Raw genomic sequence first — 16,363 nt, 5'->3', positions numbered from 1 at the left:
AGACGACGGCTATGCGGTACTTATTTGCAGTAACTTTACTTTGGGCATTTTCATTTAGTTTAATTGGCGTGTATTTAGCAGGTCAGGTTGATGCATGGTTTAGTGTGTTAATTCGCATAGCACTAGCAACCCTCGTATTTTTACCCTTTTTAAAGTTTAAACAAACACCTAAACCTTTAGCCTTAAAGCTTATGCTGATTGGCGCTATACAACTTGGTGTTATGTATAGCTTTTACTACCACTCCTTTTTATTTCTAAGCGTCCCCGAAGTACTGCTATTTACTGTAATGACTCCTCTGTACATTACCTTGCTAAATGATGCATTGAACAAACATTTTAACCCACGCTTTTTTATAGTCGCACTTATTGCTGTAATTGGTGCAATTACCATTCGTTACGAAAACCTAAATAGCGATTTCATAATCGGCTTATTAATCGTTCAAGGGGCGAATATAAGTTTTGCTGTAGGCCAAGTTACCTACAAACGCTTAATGAATAATAACCAGCTTGATGACAAAGCCGTATTTGGATGGTTTTTTATAGGCGCACTTATTATTGCCACAATTTGCTATGCATTATTTGGTAACTCAAACAAATTACCAACCACTATCACACAGTGGGGCATACTAATTTATTTAGGGTTGGTTGCATCAGGACTTGGTTACTTTATGTGGAACAAAGGCGCAACCCTTGTCAACGTAGGTGCTTTGGCAGTTATGAATAACTTGCTTATCCCAGCTGGAATTATAATTAACGTGCTGATCTGGAACCGAGATGCCGATATAGTCAGGTTAAGTATTGGGGCAGCTATAATGTTAGGTGCATTATTGGTCAATCAAATGCTTAATAAAAAAGTAAATTAATAAGCTTGTAGCAAAATTGTCACTAATAATCATTAAGGTAGTACAAATTTTACTTTTAAGGATAAACAATGAAACGTATTACCCTACTGACAAGCTGTATATTGTTAGCCACACTTGCTGGCTGCGATGACGATGTAGAAATAGTAGAAAAAGAAGTGGTTGTTACCAACACCGAAGTGGAAATTGTTGAAGTACCTACGCCTATTGTTGTAGAGGTTGCTGAAGGAGTAAATATTCAGCTAGGGACTCGCCCTGACTATTTAGTTAACGATATGGCGCAAAGCACACTAAAAACAAAGTTAGAGTCATGCAGCGAAGGTCCTTTTTACCGCACCGATTTTTCTATTGGTCATCGCGGTGCATCAATGCAATACCCAGAACACACTAAAGAAGCCTACATTGCGGCAGCGAGAATGGGCGCTGGCATTGTTGAATGCGATGTTACATTTACAAACGACAAAGAGCTTGTTTGTCGCCACTCTCAATGCGATTTACATACCACAACTAATATTTTAGCCATTCCTGAGCTTGCAGCTAAATGCAGTGTGCCATTTACACCAGCCGACCCTGCTAATGGTATTGCCGCTTCTGCAAAATGTTGTACCAGCGATATAAGCTTAGCGGAGTTTTTAACCCTTGAAGGTAAAATGGATGGTGCAAACACTAATGCAACGACCGTTGCCGATTACATGGATGGCACACCAAGTTGGCGCACTGATTTATATGCCACCAACGGCACATTGATGACCCATAAACAAAGCATTGCACTGTTTAATGAGCTAGGTGTAAAAATGACACCAGAGCTAAAATCGCCACAAGTAAGTATGCCATTTGATGGAATGACACAAGAACAATATGCGCAAAAAATGCTAGACGAGTACACGCAAATGGGTGTGCCAGCCTCAAAAGTTTATCCGCAATCATTTAACCTTGAAGACGTAAAATACTGGATTAACAATAACCCTGACTTTGCAGATAAAAGCGTATACCTAGATGGACGTGACAGTGAAGCCGGATTTGATCCAAGTAACCCACAAACATGGCAACCGGGTATGGATGAACTTGTTGCTGATGGGGTGAAAATTTTAGCTCCTCCAATTTGGATGATGCTAACAATAGATAACGAAAGCAATATTGTGCCATCGCAATACGCTATTGACGCAAAAGCAGCAGGTTTAAAGCTTATTGCATGGAGCCTTGAGCGCTCGGGCCCGCTTAATGAAGGTGGGGGTTATTACTATCAATCAATTGCTGATGTTATAGATAACGATGGCGACATGATGACAGTAGTCGACGTACTCGCAAAGGACGTGGGGGTAATGGGTATTTTTTCAGATTGGCCGGCTACGGTAAGTTACTACGCCAGTTGTAATAAAATGCCTGCAAGTATTTAAAAACAAACTACAAAAGTCGTTTATTTTATCGCGCTCAGTTACCATATCAGCATATATAATTTTATTTTACTGAGCGCTTTTTATGATAATCCAACAACATAATGCTGACTTGCCAACACCGACAGGTTTAATGCGAACAACTGTATATCGCCCTCAAGCGCAAGGACAGTTCCCTGCTATCATTTTTTATTCTGAAATATTTCAGCAAACTGCCCCCATCGCACGCAGCGCAGCTATTTTAGCAAGCCATGGCTTTGTAGTGTTAGTGCCTGAAGTGTTTCATGAGTTAAACCCTATAGGCACTGTGCTTGCTTATGATGATACAGGTAAAGACAAAGGCAATGCCGACAAATGGGCAAAGCCACTTGAGCACCACGACAGTGACACACAAACTATGATCGACTTCATTAGATTACAAAGCTATTGCACAGGCACCGTCGGCGCAATGGGCGTATGTATTGGCGGTCACTTAGCTTACAGAGCGGCACTAAATCCTGAAATTAATGCGGCTTTTTGTTTATACGCAACTGATATTCACAGCAATACGTTACCTGCGCAACCTGGAAATAACTCATTCGAGCGTATGGCTGATATACAAGGCGAAATTCACTTTATATGGGGTAAACAAGACCCGCATGTGCCAAAAGAAGGCCGCGCTAAAATATACCAACAATGTGTAAGCACGGGCATTAATTACCAGTGGCAGGAAGTTAACGCACAGCATGCCTTTATGCGTGATGAAGGTGAGCGACACGATGCAGCCCTTGCGATAAATATGTATCAACAAGCGGTGGTATTATTTAGCCGAACTTTATAAATGCTTTAAAAAACTACTCATTAAGTACTTTTCAGCATACCTAAAGCGGTATGCTGCTTTACAAAATATGCTTTTAAGTAATCAATAAACAATCGTAGCTTTTTAGAGCCCGCTGCTCCTGGCGGAAATACCCCGTAAAGCTCAATATCTTTGCTTTTATAATCATCTAATATTATTTCAAGCAGTCCAGCTTGCACTTTTGGCCACGCATCGTAAAGCGGAATACGCCCAATACCATGCCCTGCTTCAACAAAAGCAGTACGAGCAGCGGCATTATTGGTGCTTAAGGCGCCTTGCATTGTAATATCGTGTTTTTTGCCATCTTTTTGAAGTGTTAATGTTTTACTGCCCAATTGATAAACGACCCATTGGTGCTCTGCTAACTCTAAAGGCGTTTTAGGTTTACCAAAATGTGCAAAGTATTCCGGCGCGCCACAAATACAAGTGCTCATTGTAGTCAGCTTGGTTGCCTGCAAGTTAGAGTCACTCAGTGCCACGCCTCTAATTGCAAAATCAAACCCATTTTTAATAATATCAACCACATCGTCAGTAAGCTGTAAGTCTATTTGAATCTTAGGATATTGGCGCTTAAACGTATTTATTGCAGGCACAATTAATTGCATTCCCACATTTACTGGGCAACTAATTTTAAGTAAACCTTGTGGCTCGCTCTTTATATTTTCTATTTGCTGATTAGCCGCATTAGCTTGTTCGGTAATTATTCTACAACGCTCATAATAAGCAATACCCGCTTCAGTGAGCGCCATGGTACGGGTTGAGCGATTTAGTAAAGTAACTTCAAGCTGCGTTTCTAATTTTTTTAAATGGTAACTTGCAACTGCTCGCGTAAGCCCTAGCTGTTTGGCAGCAGCGGTTAAGCTGCCCTGCTCTACAATTTGTGCAAATACAACCATGCTCTTTAACTGCTCAAACGACACTTTCATAAATACTCCATAGTGTGTTTTAAATTCAACCTTTTTATTGTATCAATAATTAAATCAATAAAGTTAAATTTATCATCGTTGTTTAAAGCAGTGTTAGTGCATATAGTAATTGGTAAGCAAGATAAACTAATTTAAATCATCAGAAGGAATATATTCAATGTCTAAAAAAATACTTATGGTTCTTACATCTCACGCAGAACTTGGTAACACTGGCGAAAAAACAGGTTTTTGGGTAGAAGAATTTGCAGCCCCTTATTACGCATTTGTTGATGCAGGCGTTGAAGTAACATTAGCGTCTCCAGCTGGCGGCCAACCACCCATTGATCCGACAAGTACACTTTCTGATTTTCAAACAGATGCAACAAAACGTTACGACGCAGACAGCGCGGCGCAAACATTAATGGCAAACACTAAAGTGTTAAGTGAAGTAAAATCTAGCGATTTTGACGCTGTATTTTACCCAGGCGGTCACGGTCCATTATGGGACTTAGTTGACAACACAGATTCAATTTCACTTATCGAAAGCTTTGTAAAAGAACAAAAACCTGTTGCTGCGGTATGCCATGCAAGTGCTGCATTTTTAAATGTTAAAGATGCCGATGGCAATGCACTAGTAGCGGGTAAAAAAGTAACTGGTTTTACTAACTCTGAAGAAGCTGCAGTCCAACTTACCGATATCGTGCCATTTTTAGTTGAAGACGAGCTAATTAAAAAAGGTGGCGATTATCAAAAAACTGACGACTGGGGTGTATTAGCACTAGAAGACGGTTTAGTAATTACCGGGCAAAACCCAGCAAGCTCTGAACTAGCTGCAAAAAAACTATTAACTAAATTAGGTTAATAGTGAGTAATAATTAAAATTAAGCACAGCATTTTATGCTGTGCTTTTTTAATTGCTTTTCATTAGCAAATACAATTCCTATACTGGCAACTCTTAAAGTCAATTAGGGCGATTATATGGCAACCAAGCCAACCACACTGTCATTACTAACTAGTACCCGTTTCGCAATATTTAGTATTGTTGTTATTTGCTTCGTACTACAGGTGATCAATAGTCTACCAGGCATAAATCTTAATGGTTTAGGCATATATCCACGCAGTATCCAAGGATTAATTGGCATACTATGCGCACCTTTTTTACATGGTAGCTGGTGGCACTTTGCCTGTAATATGATCCCATTTGTAGTATTAAGTTGGCTAATTTGCCAGTACAGCGTAAAACGTTTTTATAACGTATTTATTTTTACCGCTCTAGTCGGTGGACTTTTAGTTTGGGCATTTGGGCGCAGTAACATACATGTTGGTTTAAGCGGTGTTATATATGGTTTATGGGGCTTTATTCTATGCTACGGCTTAGTAAGACGCTCATTAAAATCAATTATAATTGCAGTTGTAGTGGCTATACTTTATAGCGGTTTTATATGGGGTGTTTTACCTCAGCGCTATCATGTATCGTTTGAAAGCCATTTATTTGGAGCGCTAAGCGGGTTGTTTTTAGGTTATAGATTAGCAAAAGCCGATAAATTAAAAGGTCGGTAAATTAAATATTTAGGGCCTTTAATTAATTTTTTATGGCCACATTTATGAGTAAGTATTAAACATTTCCATTTAACATTGAGGTTATTTATGAGTGATCAAAACGAATACACGCCACCAAAAGTATGGACGTGGGAAAGTGAAAGTGGCGGTAAATTTGCCAGCATTAACCGCCCAATTGCAGGCGCGACTCATGACAAAACTCTACCTATTGGCGAGCACGCATTTCAGCTTTATTCTCTTGCTACGCCAAATGGCCAAAAAGCTACAATCATGTTTGAAGAGCTTTTACAGCTTGGTTGCACCGATGCAGACTATGACGCATATTTAATAAACATAGGTGATGGCGATCAGTTTGGATCTGACTTTGTTGATATTAATCCAAACTCAAAAATCCCAGCGCTAATGGATCATTCAACCACACCACCTACTCGCATCTTTGAATCAGGTTCTATTTTACAGTATTTGGCTGAAAAATTTGATGTACTGATCCCTAAGGATTTAAAAGCTAAAACAGAGTGTCGTAACTGGCTATTTTGGCAAATGGGCTCAGCGCCATACTTAGGTGGTGGGTTTGGTCACTTTTATAGTTACGCACCAAGTAAAATGCAATACCCTATTGATCGTTTTACCATGGAAACTAAACGCCAACTTGACGTGTTAAATCGTCATTTAAGCGAAAATGAATACATGGCGGGTGATGAATACTCAATTGCCGATATTGCAATTTGGCCTTGGTATGGCTCGCTTGTTTTAGGCGACTTATATGATGCAGCTGAATTTTTAGATGTTGCCTCATACACTCATGTTGTTCGTTGGGCAAAACAAGTTGCTGATCGCCCTGCTGTAAAGCGCGGCCGCCGCGTAAATCGCACATGGGGCCCTGAAGAAGATCAAATGGCAGAGCGCCATAACGATAGTGATTTCGAAGGTTAAATCTACTAAACAGCAAGTAAAGTCGCTAACACTTTAACCTGCTTAATAATTTTAAGGCTCATAATGATTATTTATTATGAGCCTTTTTACTGTGCTAGCTTTTTTTTTGCTTTCATAAACTATATTTATTCTTATACTCAGGATTAGAGCCTAACTAATCGATGTTTAATACGCTTTTGTTCATCTGAAATATTTGCTGTATTTCTTGAACGTTTCTCCATCGCTAGTTGGAGTGACTTTTGTATAAGGTTTTACTTAGTGCCATATAAAAATCTAAATAGTGAAGAACGCAGAGAAACCGTTAAAATTTTATACTCTAATGCCATCTCTGGCATTGCCATTTCGACTGTAGTCAGTTTTATATTAGTGTTTGCTTTTGATTTAAATAACCAGAAAATATCCTACGAAAAAAGTATTTGGCTAAGCATTATGGTTGTCTTATTAGCAGCTCGCGCTATTGATGTAATATGGTTTTATAAAACCAAAAAGGATAGCCCGCTATTTAATGCTGACACATACTCAAAAAGATTTTCAACGGGGTGTATTTTAACTGCGCTATCGTGGTGTGGGTATGCACTTTGGTTTCATAGCACCTCATCAGCAATAGAAACTACAACTACTATTGCTATTTTATCTGCCTTTGCAGGAGGCTCTGCAAATCTGCTTTCAGGAAGTCGAGTAACCGCTGTACTCTATAGCATTATTTTACTGGCGCCCTACTCTTTTTTATTAACCTTTTCTAACGAAAACTACAACTCTGTCCTCGGTATTTTAGGCCTAGCATTTACTGCTATTATGGTGGCTTCATCGTACAAATCAGCCACATTTACACACAGCGCAATCAAGCTCAAAAACCAAAACAGAGAGCTGCTTAATGAAATGAAAAACAAGGTTGAGCAACGCACAGAAGAAATCTACCGTTTATCGAATACCGATCCACTTACAAATCTATTAAACCGAACCGCATTTTTAAAAAATGCAAACAGACAACTAGCAGACAACCCTCAAGAACCCTTTGCTTTATTATTCGTAGATTTAGATGGGTTTAAACAAATAAATGATTCGTTGGGTCATAAAGTAGGCGATAAAGTATTAAAAGAAATAGCACGAAGAATTAGTAATGTATGCAATCAACAGCTATTTAAATGCCGATGGGGCGGGGATGAGTTTTTAATTTTAGCAACGTATCAAAAACAAACTGAGCTTATCGAGTTTGCAGATAAAGTACTTCAAAGCATTGGTGCCGAGCATGAAACATATAAATATCAAAAATGGGTATCTGCAACTAATTGGTATTGCCATGTATCCTGAGCACGGGAGTGATTTTAATACTTTAATTCGCTCTGCTGATACTGCAATGTATCACCAAAAACGCATCGCGAAAGGTAATATCAATATTTATAACGATTCACTCAAATTAATACAAGAAAGGGAGTATCTTTTGAGTCAACGCCTAGCCAGTGCTATAGAAGAAAATAGCTTAAGGCTAGTATTTCAACCAATTGTTGATAGCAAAACCTCAAAAGTAACCTCTTTTGAATCATTATTACGCTGGCAACTAGATGGTGAAAATATTTTTCCTGATGAATTTATAGCTATTGCCGAGCAATACGGTTTAATAACCGAGTTAGGTATTTGGGTAATAGAACAGGCATGTATACAAGCAACAAAATTAAGTCATTTACAACCACAAATTGCTATAAGCGTAAACGTATCGGTTATTCAGGTACAAGATCCTGATTTTGTATCTAAGGTATTAAAAATAGTAAATCTCCACCAGGTAGAACCTAAAAACCTACACATAGAAATTACTGAGTCAGTATTTGCCGAGGATAAACTCACATTTTTGACAGCCGTTAAAGCACTACAAAAACAAGGCTTTTGTATTTCAATTGATGATTTTGGTACAGGCTACTCATCACTATCAAGCATGCTTGATATTGGTGTAGATATAGTAAAAATAGACAGAAGCTTTATTCAAAATATGGATAAAAGAGGGTTAAGTATTATTCATGCAATTGTACAAATGGCCTCATCTTTAGACTTTACTGTTGTTGCAGAAGGCGTTGAAACTATTGAGCAAGCAAACACACTCACTAAAATTGGTGTATCTCACCTATAAGGTTATTACTTTTCAAAACCGATGGAAGTAGGTTTTGTAGATGCTTATTTAAATGAGCAAAATAAGCAATGTAGTTAATAACCAAACACTTCTAAAAGCGCTTAGCTACCATATGAGTTATGCGCAACCTTTCTTATTAGGGCCTGTTTATTTTTTGAGGTTTAATTTGCAGTAGACTGTTTGGTATTTAAGCAAGGTAGAGCCGATGAAGTGTGGTTACCCCCATAACCAGTTGATGACGTAGCATAAATACCAAACATGCGCTGTCCGAAGGGTTCTGCCTAGGGAGATTGACTCTTTGTTACTAGGTTACAAACCTCGCGCCGCGATTAAATCGTCCTTAGATTGAACAAGTTTCAATCCTTAAAGGTCAACAGGCCCTCCCTAAAACATAATCTTACAATTGCTTACACCCAGTACATAGTAATTAGCGTAGGCTAAATATAATCCAACTTACATATGTATATTACGTTTAAACGAAAAAGCCCCAGCGCTGGATAGCAGCGCAAAATTATGCGCTGAGGCTGCTTAAATAATAAAAACTTTAACGATACAACTAAATATAAAAAAGGAATTTGCATGATAAAACCACTTTGCTATTCACTCATCACTTTACTTACCCCCATAAGCGTTATAGCTCAAACAATGGCAATAAAAACAACGGATGAATTAGTATCAACCGATTCAGAGATTTTATTTGCATATAATAAAGAATCAAAACAATTAGAAGCCATCAATTTACTTACATCACTTAGTAGTGAACTTGCTTTACCAAAAAACGCCATCGGGTTTGATGTGGCAACACTTGCTAACATCACCGATAAACAAGCACTCGTACTAACAAGTGATGGCGTATATAAAGCCCAAGCAGGTAAACCAACATTGTTGTTTAATTATGAGTCGGTTCTTAATCAATTAAAAATAGATAAATTTGAAAAAGTAGACTTTGTTTTCGATGCTAACAACGATGGTCTAAGCGATATTTTCATTCCAGGGTTAGCAAGCAGTACTTTATACATTCAAAATAAAGATGGCAGCTTTAAGCCTAACCAATTTAAGCAAACGCCTAAGTATGAAGGCCGCTTTTCAGGAAAAGGGCTTTCTTTAGAAGTCGCGGATTCAAATCTGAAGTGCATAACGTTTAGGCGGCTTTAGCCGCCAAGTGATCCTGCATCAATTTTGCAGGCGTTTCAAATCCAAGTGTCTTCCTCGGACGATTATTAAGTTGCTCAAGTACTGGTATAACTTGCGCTGGTGTTACCGCCTTAAAATCGGTGCTCTTCGGCCAATACTGACGTAGTAATCCATTCGTGTTTTCATTCAATCCGCGCTCCCATGAGTGATAAGGGTGAGCAAAATAAACAGGAACACTTAAAGCCTCTGTGATTTGCTCGTGATAAGCGAACTCTTTTCCATTGTCAGCCGTGATGCTATGAAGCGCTGACCTATATGGCCTTAATAGCTCTATCGTCGCCGCAGTGACGGCTTGTGCTGTTTTGCCTGCCACCTGAGTTGATACAGTGAATTGGGTGACCCGCTCTACAATCGTAACAAGGGCGCCTCGATGACCTTTGCCTATGACGGTATCTATTTCCCAATCTCCGATACGGCCTTTCTCATCAACTATTTGTGGGCGCTCTTCAATGCTAACGCGATTTTTTATTTGCCCTCGGTTTGTTTTACCATGACTGCGCTTGTGATATTTCTTACCGTGTCGGCGCAGATGTAGGTATAACTCACCACCTGCTTTTTTATCTTCCCAGATATACAGATAAATGCATTCATGGCTGACAGACAGTTCACTTTCTTTGCGTAACCATCCCGTTATTTGTTCAGGACTCCACTTCTCATTAAGCTTCTGGGTAATTAAAGCTATCATTTCAGGTGTCATCTTAAGCGGTTTTCTTACACTTCTTCGGCGAAACAAAGCCCGCTCATGAGCTTGTTTGTGTCTGTAACCTCGCTTACCTGTATTTCTAGAAAGCTCTCTTGAAATCGTAGATTGCGATAAATTAGTTAGCTCAGCAATACTTTGTTGCGTAAAACCGCTTTTCTTTAGAACGGCGATCTGGCATCTTTGCGCATAGGTCAGTTGTTTGTAATGTCTCATTGTAAAATCTCTTGCCGGAGAAAAAGCAGTTAGTTTATGAGCAACTGACCACTTAATCTAGCCAAAACAAGTTATGCACTTACAATTTGAATCTAGAAGTTAATATTAACAATAAACCTGTCGTTATCGATTTTAACCACGACGGATTAAACGACCTGGTTTTTTCAAATGACTTTGGAGCAGATGTACTACTTGCTAATTCAGAGGGCTTTGAGCAAAAGCTTACCTCAATTGATTTTAGCATTGAGTTAGGCGAGACTCGCAAAATAAAGCAAATTATTGATATTAATAACGACGGATTTCTAGATTTTACAACCAGACAGTTTAAGCCTACACAAGGTATGGACTCGCTAGATATAAAAATAGCACATACTTTGTACCTAGGGAGTGCTAAAGGTTTTACTAATACACCCATTACCTTATTTGAAACACAGGGCCCTAGTGAGTTATTGCTCAAAACTGATTTTAATAATGATGGCTTAATTGATTTACAAAAAATGGACTTAGATATTGGCTTAGGTACTATCGCATCTATGGCATTAGGCGGTGGCAGTACTGATGTAGATTTAGAAATGAATCTTTATAAGCAGCAACCCGACGGCTCATTTGCCAATAAATCGAGTATTGAACTTGATTTAGAAATGGAAGTGGGGATGAATGGCGATGAATCAGAACCGGCTCTCTATTTAGGTGACATTAACGGCGACAGCTATATTGATGCGGTATACAAATACAGTAAAAAAACGCTGTATATTTATTATGGAGAGCAAGACTCACTGCTAAATGATAAACGCAAAAAATTAAAGCTAACGCTGCCTAAAAATAATAAAGATATTCTTCTGGTAGATATAAACCAAGACGGTAAAAAAGATTTTGTATTTAAATTTACCGAAGAAGATGGCACCAGCAAAATAGAAACACGATTAAATTAAGCCAATAAAAAAGCCCAACAGAATTAACCGTTGGGCTTTGGACTTAAGACTTTCGAGTAACAGTCAGCTTTACTCTAAGTAATAACACCTAAGCAGTTACATTTAGCAGTGAATCGCCTTCACTTAAACCAAACTTCTCTTGCACTGATGCAAGGATTGATTCTTTATCTTCATCAGACAACTGGTTTGAATACTCAGTTAAGAGCTCATCTAAGTAGCTCACTACCTCGTCTGTATCGACTGATTCTAATGAGTTTTGTGGCGGTGGCGGCGGTCTTTGACCTTCAGCTCTTCCTGCATCACCAATGCTTTTAGCATCAAACTCGAGTTCGCCCATTAAATCAGCAAGCTCTTTTGTTGGTTCAATACCTTGTTCTTTAAATGCCGCTTGAATACTTTGCGCATCGTCGCTAGTTAAGTTTTCTGCATCAAACTGTGCAAGCGTTTCTTTAACAAAATCGCTTTGCTCTGTTGTTAATTTTGCAGCTTGACTACTTTGTTGCGGCATAAAACTCGCAGAGCTGCTGCCAATATTATTAATCATTTTAGTATCCTTTCAACGTTCACGGCGAGGTGGTTTATGATCGCTAAGCTCTTGTTCAGTAATTTCGCCATTACCATCGGCATCTATAGAATCAAAAATTGTTTGTGCATCACCGTGCGGCGGTTTTTTAGCACTAAACTCTTCAAAGCTAATTACGCCATCACCATCAGTATCAATAGTTGAAAAGTCAGGTTTTTCAGGAGGATTGTCACCGCCTCGAGCAGCTACATTAGCTGAAAAAGCAATAGATAATATTGCCACAGTGGCAAGAGTTGAAAAATGCTTCATAGTAATAACCTCGTATTTAAGAATTAAACTAAGCTTACGCTTTAAAAACGCAAACAATGTGCAAATAATGAGGAAGTAATAAATTATTTTTAATAAAAACTGATGATTCAAAAAAAGTTCTGGTTGATTGCTTTGCAATCAATATATAAGCTAATAAAATAATACGATTAATTACTCTCTGGCAGTAGTGTTACTGCCCTTAATTCTCAAAGCTGATATACTGCTTGAGCCAATTAAACAAACAAATACAGAGCACTTTCATAAATAATGATTAATAACCAACCCTACTTAGCAGGCAATCTGTGAAAATACCTAAACGCCTACAACCTCTTGTTGATGATGGCCTTATTGACGAAGTAATAAGCCGACTAATGAGCGGTAAAGAAGCCGATGTATTTATTGTGCGTTGTGGTGAACATATTCGCTGTGCGAAAGTGTATAAAGATGCGGTTAAACGTAGTTTTAAAAAGGCGGCACAATATCAAGAAGGCCGAAAAGTACGTGGTGGACGCCAAGCGCGTGCTATGGGTAAACGCTCTAGCTATGGCCGCCAATTAGAAGAAGAAATTTGGCAAAATGCCGAAGTTGATGCGTTATCTCGTTTAGCTGGCGTGGGTGTACGTGTTCCTGATACTTACTTTTGTATTGATGGCGTGCTGCTTATGGAGCTCGTCTCTGATGAAGATGGTAACGTAGCCCCTCAACTAGGACATGTCGTTTTTAGTGAAGAGCAAGCGATTGAGCAGTATAAACTCATGATACATTACATTAAGCTTATGCTTTGCGCTGGTATAATACACGGTGATTTATCTGAGTTTAATGTACTTGTAGATAATAACGGCCCTGTAATTATAGATTTACCGCAAGCCGTTAACGCTTCAGCAAATAACAGTGCACAAGCTATGTTTGCACGCGATGTAAATAACATACGCCGCTACTATGGTGAATTTGCGCCAAGCATACTAAAAACTCAATACGCTAAAGAAATGTGGGCACTATTTGAAGAGGCCAATTTAACGCCTAATTCAACGCTTACAGGTGAATTTGAAGACAGCGACGAACTTGCTGATGTAGATTCTATTCTTGATGAAATTCAAGCTGCCGAATACGAAGAGTTTGACCGTTTAGAGCGAATTAAAAATGCTGACGACGATGAGTAACTCATCGTCATAGCTCATTTCACCTTACTGTGGATGCACAAACCGGTAGCCAACCCCATAAACAGACTGGATAACACTTTCAGTTTGTGTCACTTCATCTAGTTTTTTACGCAACTTTTTAATATGGCTATCAATAGTACGATGGCTCACAATACGCTGATCGGCGTACATAGTGTCCATTAAGCTATCGCGCGAATAAATACGATTTGGGTTGTTAAACAAAGGTTTAAATAGTTGAAATTCAAAGTTCGTCAATTCTATACTGTTTGATTTAAATTTTACGCTGTAGCTGCTTTCGTCAAGCTTCATTGTTGACTCTGTAACGTCACTTGCGTTATTTAATCGCCTTAAAATAGCTTTTACGCGTGCCACCAGCTCAGCATAACTAAACGGCTTACAAATATAATCATCTGCACCTAATTCCAGCCCAAGCAGCCTATCTATTTCTTCTACTTTTGCCGATACCATAATAATAGGCACGTTTGAAAAGCGCCTGATTGCTTTACACAGTTCAATACCACTTTGACCTGGTAACATTATGTCTAGCAAGATTACACTCGGTCTGTTAATTTCAAGCCAAGGTAATACCTCATTCCCGTGATGTATTTGATGAGTAATAAAGTGATGGCTGCTTAAAAAGTCACTCATTAAGTTAGCAAGCTTTACTTCATCTTCCACAATTAGTATTTGTTCACTCATAGGCATCTCTGTAAGTAACCTTAACTTTATTTTATAAGCTAAATAGTTGGCAATCTAATAATAATAGCAAGGCCGCCTAAGCTAGCTTTTTCTGCAGCTATTTCACCTTTATGACCTTTAACTATATGCTGGCAAATAGATAGACCTAAGCCAGAACCGCCCTCCTGGCGATTACGCGAACTATCTACTCGGTATAAATACTCAAATAAATGCGATAAATGCGACTGCTCTACACCTACGCCATTATCTTCGATTATAAGCTCTAAATAAGTTTGCCCTTTAATACTTATATTTTTAGCCGTTAAAGAAATAGTTGTACATTGTGCATAGTGTACTGCGTTCATTAGAATATTATCGAGTAGCTGCAAAAGGCGTGTTTTATCTGCTTGTACAGTTATGTGTTTAGCGCTATTTAGTAGGTATATTTTTATATTATGTTGTTCAAGCAAAACCTGATACTTTTGCTCAATAGTATTTAATAATAACGCCATATCAGTAGGTTGCATAGTGTAGTGCATACCTCCTAACTCTGCGCTATTGAGCATATGCAAGTCGTCTATTAAGCGTTTTAAATGTAGGGCTTCATCGTTAGCCGAACTTATATTTTTTGCGTTCGGTTCTCGTATACCAAGTAGCATAGCTTCAAGTTCACCTAGTAAAATACTCATTGGCGTCCTAAGCTCATGAGAAATATTAGCAAGCCAACGCTTACGTACTTGCTCATCTTTAGCGAGTGTAAATGCAAGCGTATTAAAATCTTCGCTCAACTGTCCTAGCTCGTCTTTTCGCTCAAGCGTGAGTTTGGTCTCGTAATTACCTTGCGTTAAGCGATGCATACCGTTAGCAATTTGCTTTACTGGGCTTACTAAGTGGCGAGACAATAAAAAGGTAACCAGTAATGTAAGCAATACCGCAGCTAAAGCAATAAACCATAAGTAGTTAGTTTGCTGCTGTAAAAAATCAAGCTCATATCCATCAACCAAGCGATCTCTTTTAGAAACAGCTAAGTAGCCCACTACTTTATCGCTAACAATAATTGGGGTTGTTATATATTTTAAATCGCTAAGGTATTTACCCACTACTCGCTGTTTATTTTCGTCAAGCAAAGCGTAGTGAGCAATATTTTCAGGTGGTAGGCGGCGCTCTCCCCCTAAACGAATATGATCGGGTGGCGGGCGTCGCATCATTCGCCCACGCGGACCTGAGCCTTCTGGTGGCCTAGGTAAAAACTGGCTATTTTCTAGCTGCGATTCGACGCGTTTTCTAAAATTTTCGCTATCGCCAACAACTCGTTCCCATGAGGGTGTTTGTTCGTATTGCTTTGCAAGTTGCACAACAAGTGGTTCAAGCGCTTTTACTTCTTTTGCATTAACAAAATCAATTACGCCTTGCCCTATACTCCATTGTATAAGAACCACCAGCCCAGCAATAACACTAAAAGTAAAACTAAATAGTATTAAAAAAAGTTTATTATGAATTTTCATTAATGCGTGTTTTCAACCTTGCTAGGAAAGCTTTCAAATCGGTATGTTATAAACTCTTTGGTTTGGTCGTTAACATACAACGTAGCAACTATTTTTTTGCCCTGAGCGGTCCAATACATATGACCATGATTATTTAAAGTAACCGATACGGTATTTATACCACTTTTAAATAAGTTAGCAGGTAAATGCAATGCATGTCCGTAAATTCGCTGTATTTTAACCCCATTTATATATAAATGAGCATGACCTTGTAAAAAGCCCGTGTCATCGTTTGTAGTAACGCTCATCATTTGCTGCATGTTCATCGTGCCCTCTGGCGGCACAGACAAATCATAGTTCTGTGTATCTAAAATTAAGTTATAACCCGACATACTATCTTTTAATAACTTAAGGCTTAATGCCGGGACTGGCATATCATTTGGCACTGCTATGGGCATATGGCTATGATCCATCATTTCCTGCTGCGCAAAGAGCTTAAAGCTCAATAGCGCAGCAGTAGTTAGGATCAATGCGTATTTAAAATAACGCATAGTT

Annotated in this window: 18 protein-coding genes; 11 read left to right on the top strand and 7 right to left on the bottom strand. The window is 38.7% G+C overall.

The features are described 5' to 3' along the window. Positions 1-11 precede the first annotated feature (11 nt). The 3 genes from RB214_RS04835 to RB214_RS04825 all read left to right on the top strand — a co-directional run bounded on the left by RB214_RS04835 (position 12) and on the right by RB214_RS04825 (position 3,074). Complete coding sequence (locus tag RB214_RS04835) at positions 12-863, top strand: carboxylate/amino acid/amine transporter (protein WP_309168507.1); 852 nt, start codon at positions 12-14, stop codon at positions 861-863. 68 nt (positions 864-931) lie between these two features. Further along, the gene (locus tag RB214_RS04830) at positions 932-2,257 is read left to right on the top strand and encodes a glycerophosphodiester phosphodiesterase family protein (RefSeq protein ID WP_165744088.1); all 1,326 of its coding nucleotides are present in this window, start codon (positions 932-934) and stop codon (positions 2,255-2,257) included. 82 nt (positions 2,258-2,339) lie between these two features. After that, complete coding sequence (locus RB214_RS04825) at positions 2,340-3,074, top strand: dienelactone hydrolase family protein (RefSeq protein ID WP_309168506.1); 735 nt, start codon at positions 2,340-2,342, stop codon at positions 3,072-3,074. 20 nt (positions 3,075-3,094) lie between these two features. Here RB214_RS04825 and RB214_RS04820 read toward each other — a convergent pair whose 3' ends face one another. Beyond that, positions 3,095-4,018, bottom strand: a complete 924-nt coding sequence (locus RB214_RS04820; protein ID WP_024597041.1) for a LysR family transcriptional regulator — start codon at positions 4,016-4,018, stop codon at positions 3,095-3,097. Positions 4,019-4,175: 157 nt separating this feature from the next. Between RB214_RS04820 and RB214_RS04815 the strand changes: the two genes are divergently transcribed. The 6 genes from RB214_RS04815 to RB214_RS04790 all read left to right on the top strand — a co-directional run bounded on the left by RB214_RS04815 (position 4,176) and on the right by RB214_RS04790 (position 9,767). Next, on the top strand, positions 4,176-4,859 hold the full coding sequence (locus RB214_RS04815; protein WP_007581292.1) for a type 1 glutamine amidotransferase domain-containing protein: 684 nt from the start codon (positions 4,176-4,178) through the stop codon (positions 4,857-4,859). A 116-nt stretch (positions 4,860-4,975) separates the two neighbouring features. Further along, positions 4,976-5,557, top strand: coding sequence for a rhomboid family intramembrane serine protease (locus RB214_RS04810; protein WP_309168505.1), 582 nt, complete (start codon positions 4,976-4,978; stop codon positions 5,555-5,557). Positions 5,558-5,644: 87 nt separating this feature from the next. Beyond that, a complete protein-coding gene (gene yghU, locus RB214_RS04805) occupies positions 5,645-6,490 on the top strand; it encodes a glutathione-dependent disulfide-bond oxidoreductase (protein WP_138489477.1) in 846 nt (281 codons plus the stop codon). 258 nt (positions 6,491-6,748) lie between these two features. Next, on the top strand, positions 6,749-7,801 hold the full coding sequence (locus tag RB214_RS04800) for a GGDEF domain-containing protein (protein WP_309168504.1): 1,053 nt from the start codon (positions 6,749-6,751) through the stop codon (positions 7,799-7,801). Further along, on the top strand, positions 7,740-8,612 hold the full coding sequence (locus RB214_RS04795) for a GGDEF domain-containing phosphodiesterase (RefSeq protein ID WP_309168503.1): 873 nt from the start codon (positions 7,740-7,742) through the stop codon (positions 8,610-8,612). Before RB214_RS04800 ends, RB214_RS04795 begins: the two co-directional genes overlap by 62 nt. Before the next feature lie 579 nt (positions 8,613-9,191). After that, positions 9,192-9,767, top strand: a complete 576-nt coding sequence (locus tag RB214_RS04790; RefSeq protein WP_309168502.1) for a VCBS repeat-containing protein — start codon at positions 9,192-9,194, stop codon at positions 9,765-9,767. On the opposite strand, the gene RB214_RS04785 is transcribed toward RB214_RS04790, so the two are convergent. Continuing rightward, the gene (locus RB214_RS04785) at positions 9,754-10,722 is read right to left on the bottom strand and encodes an IS30 family transposase (protein WP_309168378.1); all 969 of its coding nucleotides are present in this window, start codon (positions 10,720-10,722) and stop codon (positions 9,754-9,756) included. The two genes, RB214_RS04790 and RB214_RS04785, sit on opposite strands and share 14 nt — an antisense overlap. An 86-nt stretch (positions 10,723-10,808) precedes the next feature. On the opposite strand from RB214_RS04785, the gene RB214_RS04780 reads away from it, so the two are divergent. Next, the gene (locus RB214_RS04780) at positions 10,809-11,654 is read left to right on the top strand and encodes a VCBS repeat-containing protein (RefSeq protein ID WP_309168501.1); all 846 of its coding nucleotides are present in this window, start codon (positions 10,809-10,811) and stop codon (positions 11,652-11,654) included. Between the two features lie 88 nt (positions 11,655-11,742). Here the strand turns inward: RB214_RS04780 and RB214_RS04775 are convergent, their stop codons facing one another. Together RB214_RS04775 and RB214_RS04770 are read right to left on the bottom strand one after the other, a co-directional pair. Then, entirely contained in the window at positions 11,743-12,198 is a 456-nt protein-coding gene (locus RB214_RS04775; RefSeq protein WP_182196861.1) for a hypothetical protein, read from the bottom strand. A 12-nt stretch (positions 12,199-12,210) separates the two neighbouring features. Further along, entirely contained in the window at positions 12,211-12,486 is a 276-nt protein-coding gene (locus RB214_RS04770; protein WP_182196862.1) for an EF-hand domain-containing protein, read from the bottom strand. 302 nt (positions 12,487-12,788) lie between these two features. On the opposite strand from RB214_RS04770, the gene RB214_RS04765 reads away from it, so the two are divergent. Then, entirely contained in the window at positions 12,789-13,646 is an 858-nt protein-coding gene (locus tag RB214_RS04765) for a PA4780 family RIO1-like protein kinase (RefSeq protein WP_002958167.1), read from the top strand. 24 nt (positions 13,647-13,670) lie between these two features. On the opposite strand, the gene RB214_RS04760 is transcribed toward RB214_RS04765, so the two are convergent. The 3 genes from RB214_RS04760 to RB214_RS04750 are packed head-to-tail and all read right to left on the bottom strand — an operon-like array spanning position 13,671 to position 16,359. After that, positions 13,671-14,345: a response regulator gene (locus RB214_RS04760; protein WP_182695987.1), complete on the bottom strand. Its 675-nt coding sequence runs from the start codon at positions 14,343-14,345 to the stop codon at positions 13,671-13,673. Positions 14,346-14,383: 38 nt separating this feature from the next. Continuing rightward, a complete protein-coding gene (locus tag RB214_RS04755; protein ID WP_309168500.1) occupies positions 14,384-15,829 on the bottom strand; it encodes an ATP-binding protein in 1,446 nt (481 codons plus the stop codon). Beyond that, the gene (locus RB214_RS04750) at positions 15,829-16,359 is read right to left on the bottom strand and encodes a hypothetical protein (RefSeq protein WP_309168499.1); all 531 of its coding nucleotides are present in this window, start codon (positions 16,357-16,359) and stop codon (positions 15,829-15,831) included. Before RB214_RS04750 ends, RB214_RS04755 begins: the two co-directional genes overlap by 1 nt. Positions 16,360-16,363 lie beyond the last annotated feature (4 nt).

The organism is Pseudoalteromonas sp. HL-AS1 (assembly GCF_031198785.1).
GTDB lineage: Bacteria > Pseudomonadota > Gammaproteobacteria > Enterobacterales > Alteromonadaceae > Pseudoalteromonas > Pseudoalteromonas distincta.
The sequence above is the reverse complement of the archived record's forward strand: the minus strand, read 5'-3'. Positions and strand labels throughout refer to the sequence as shown.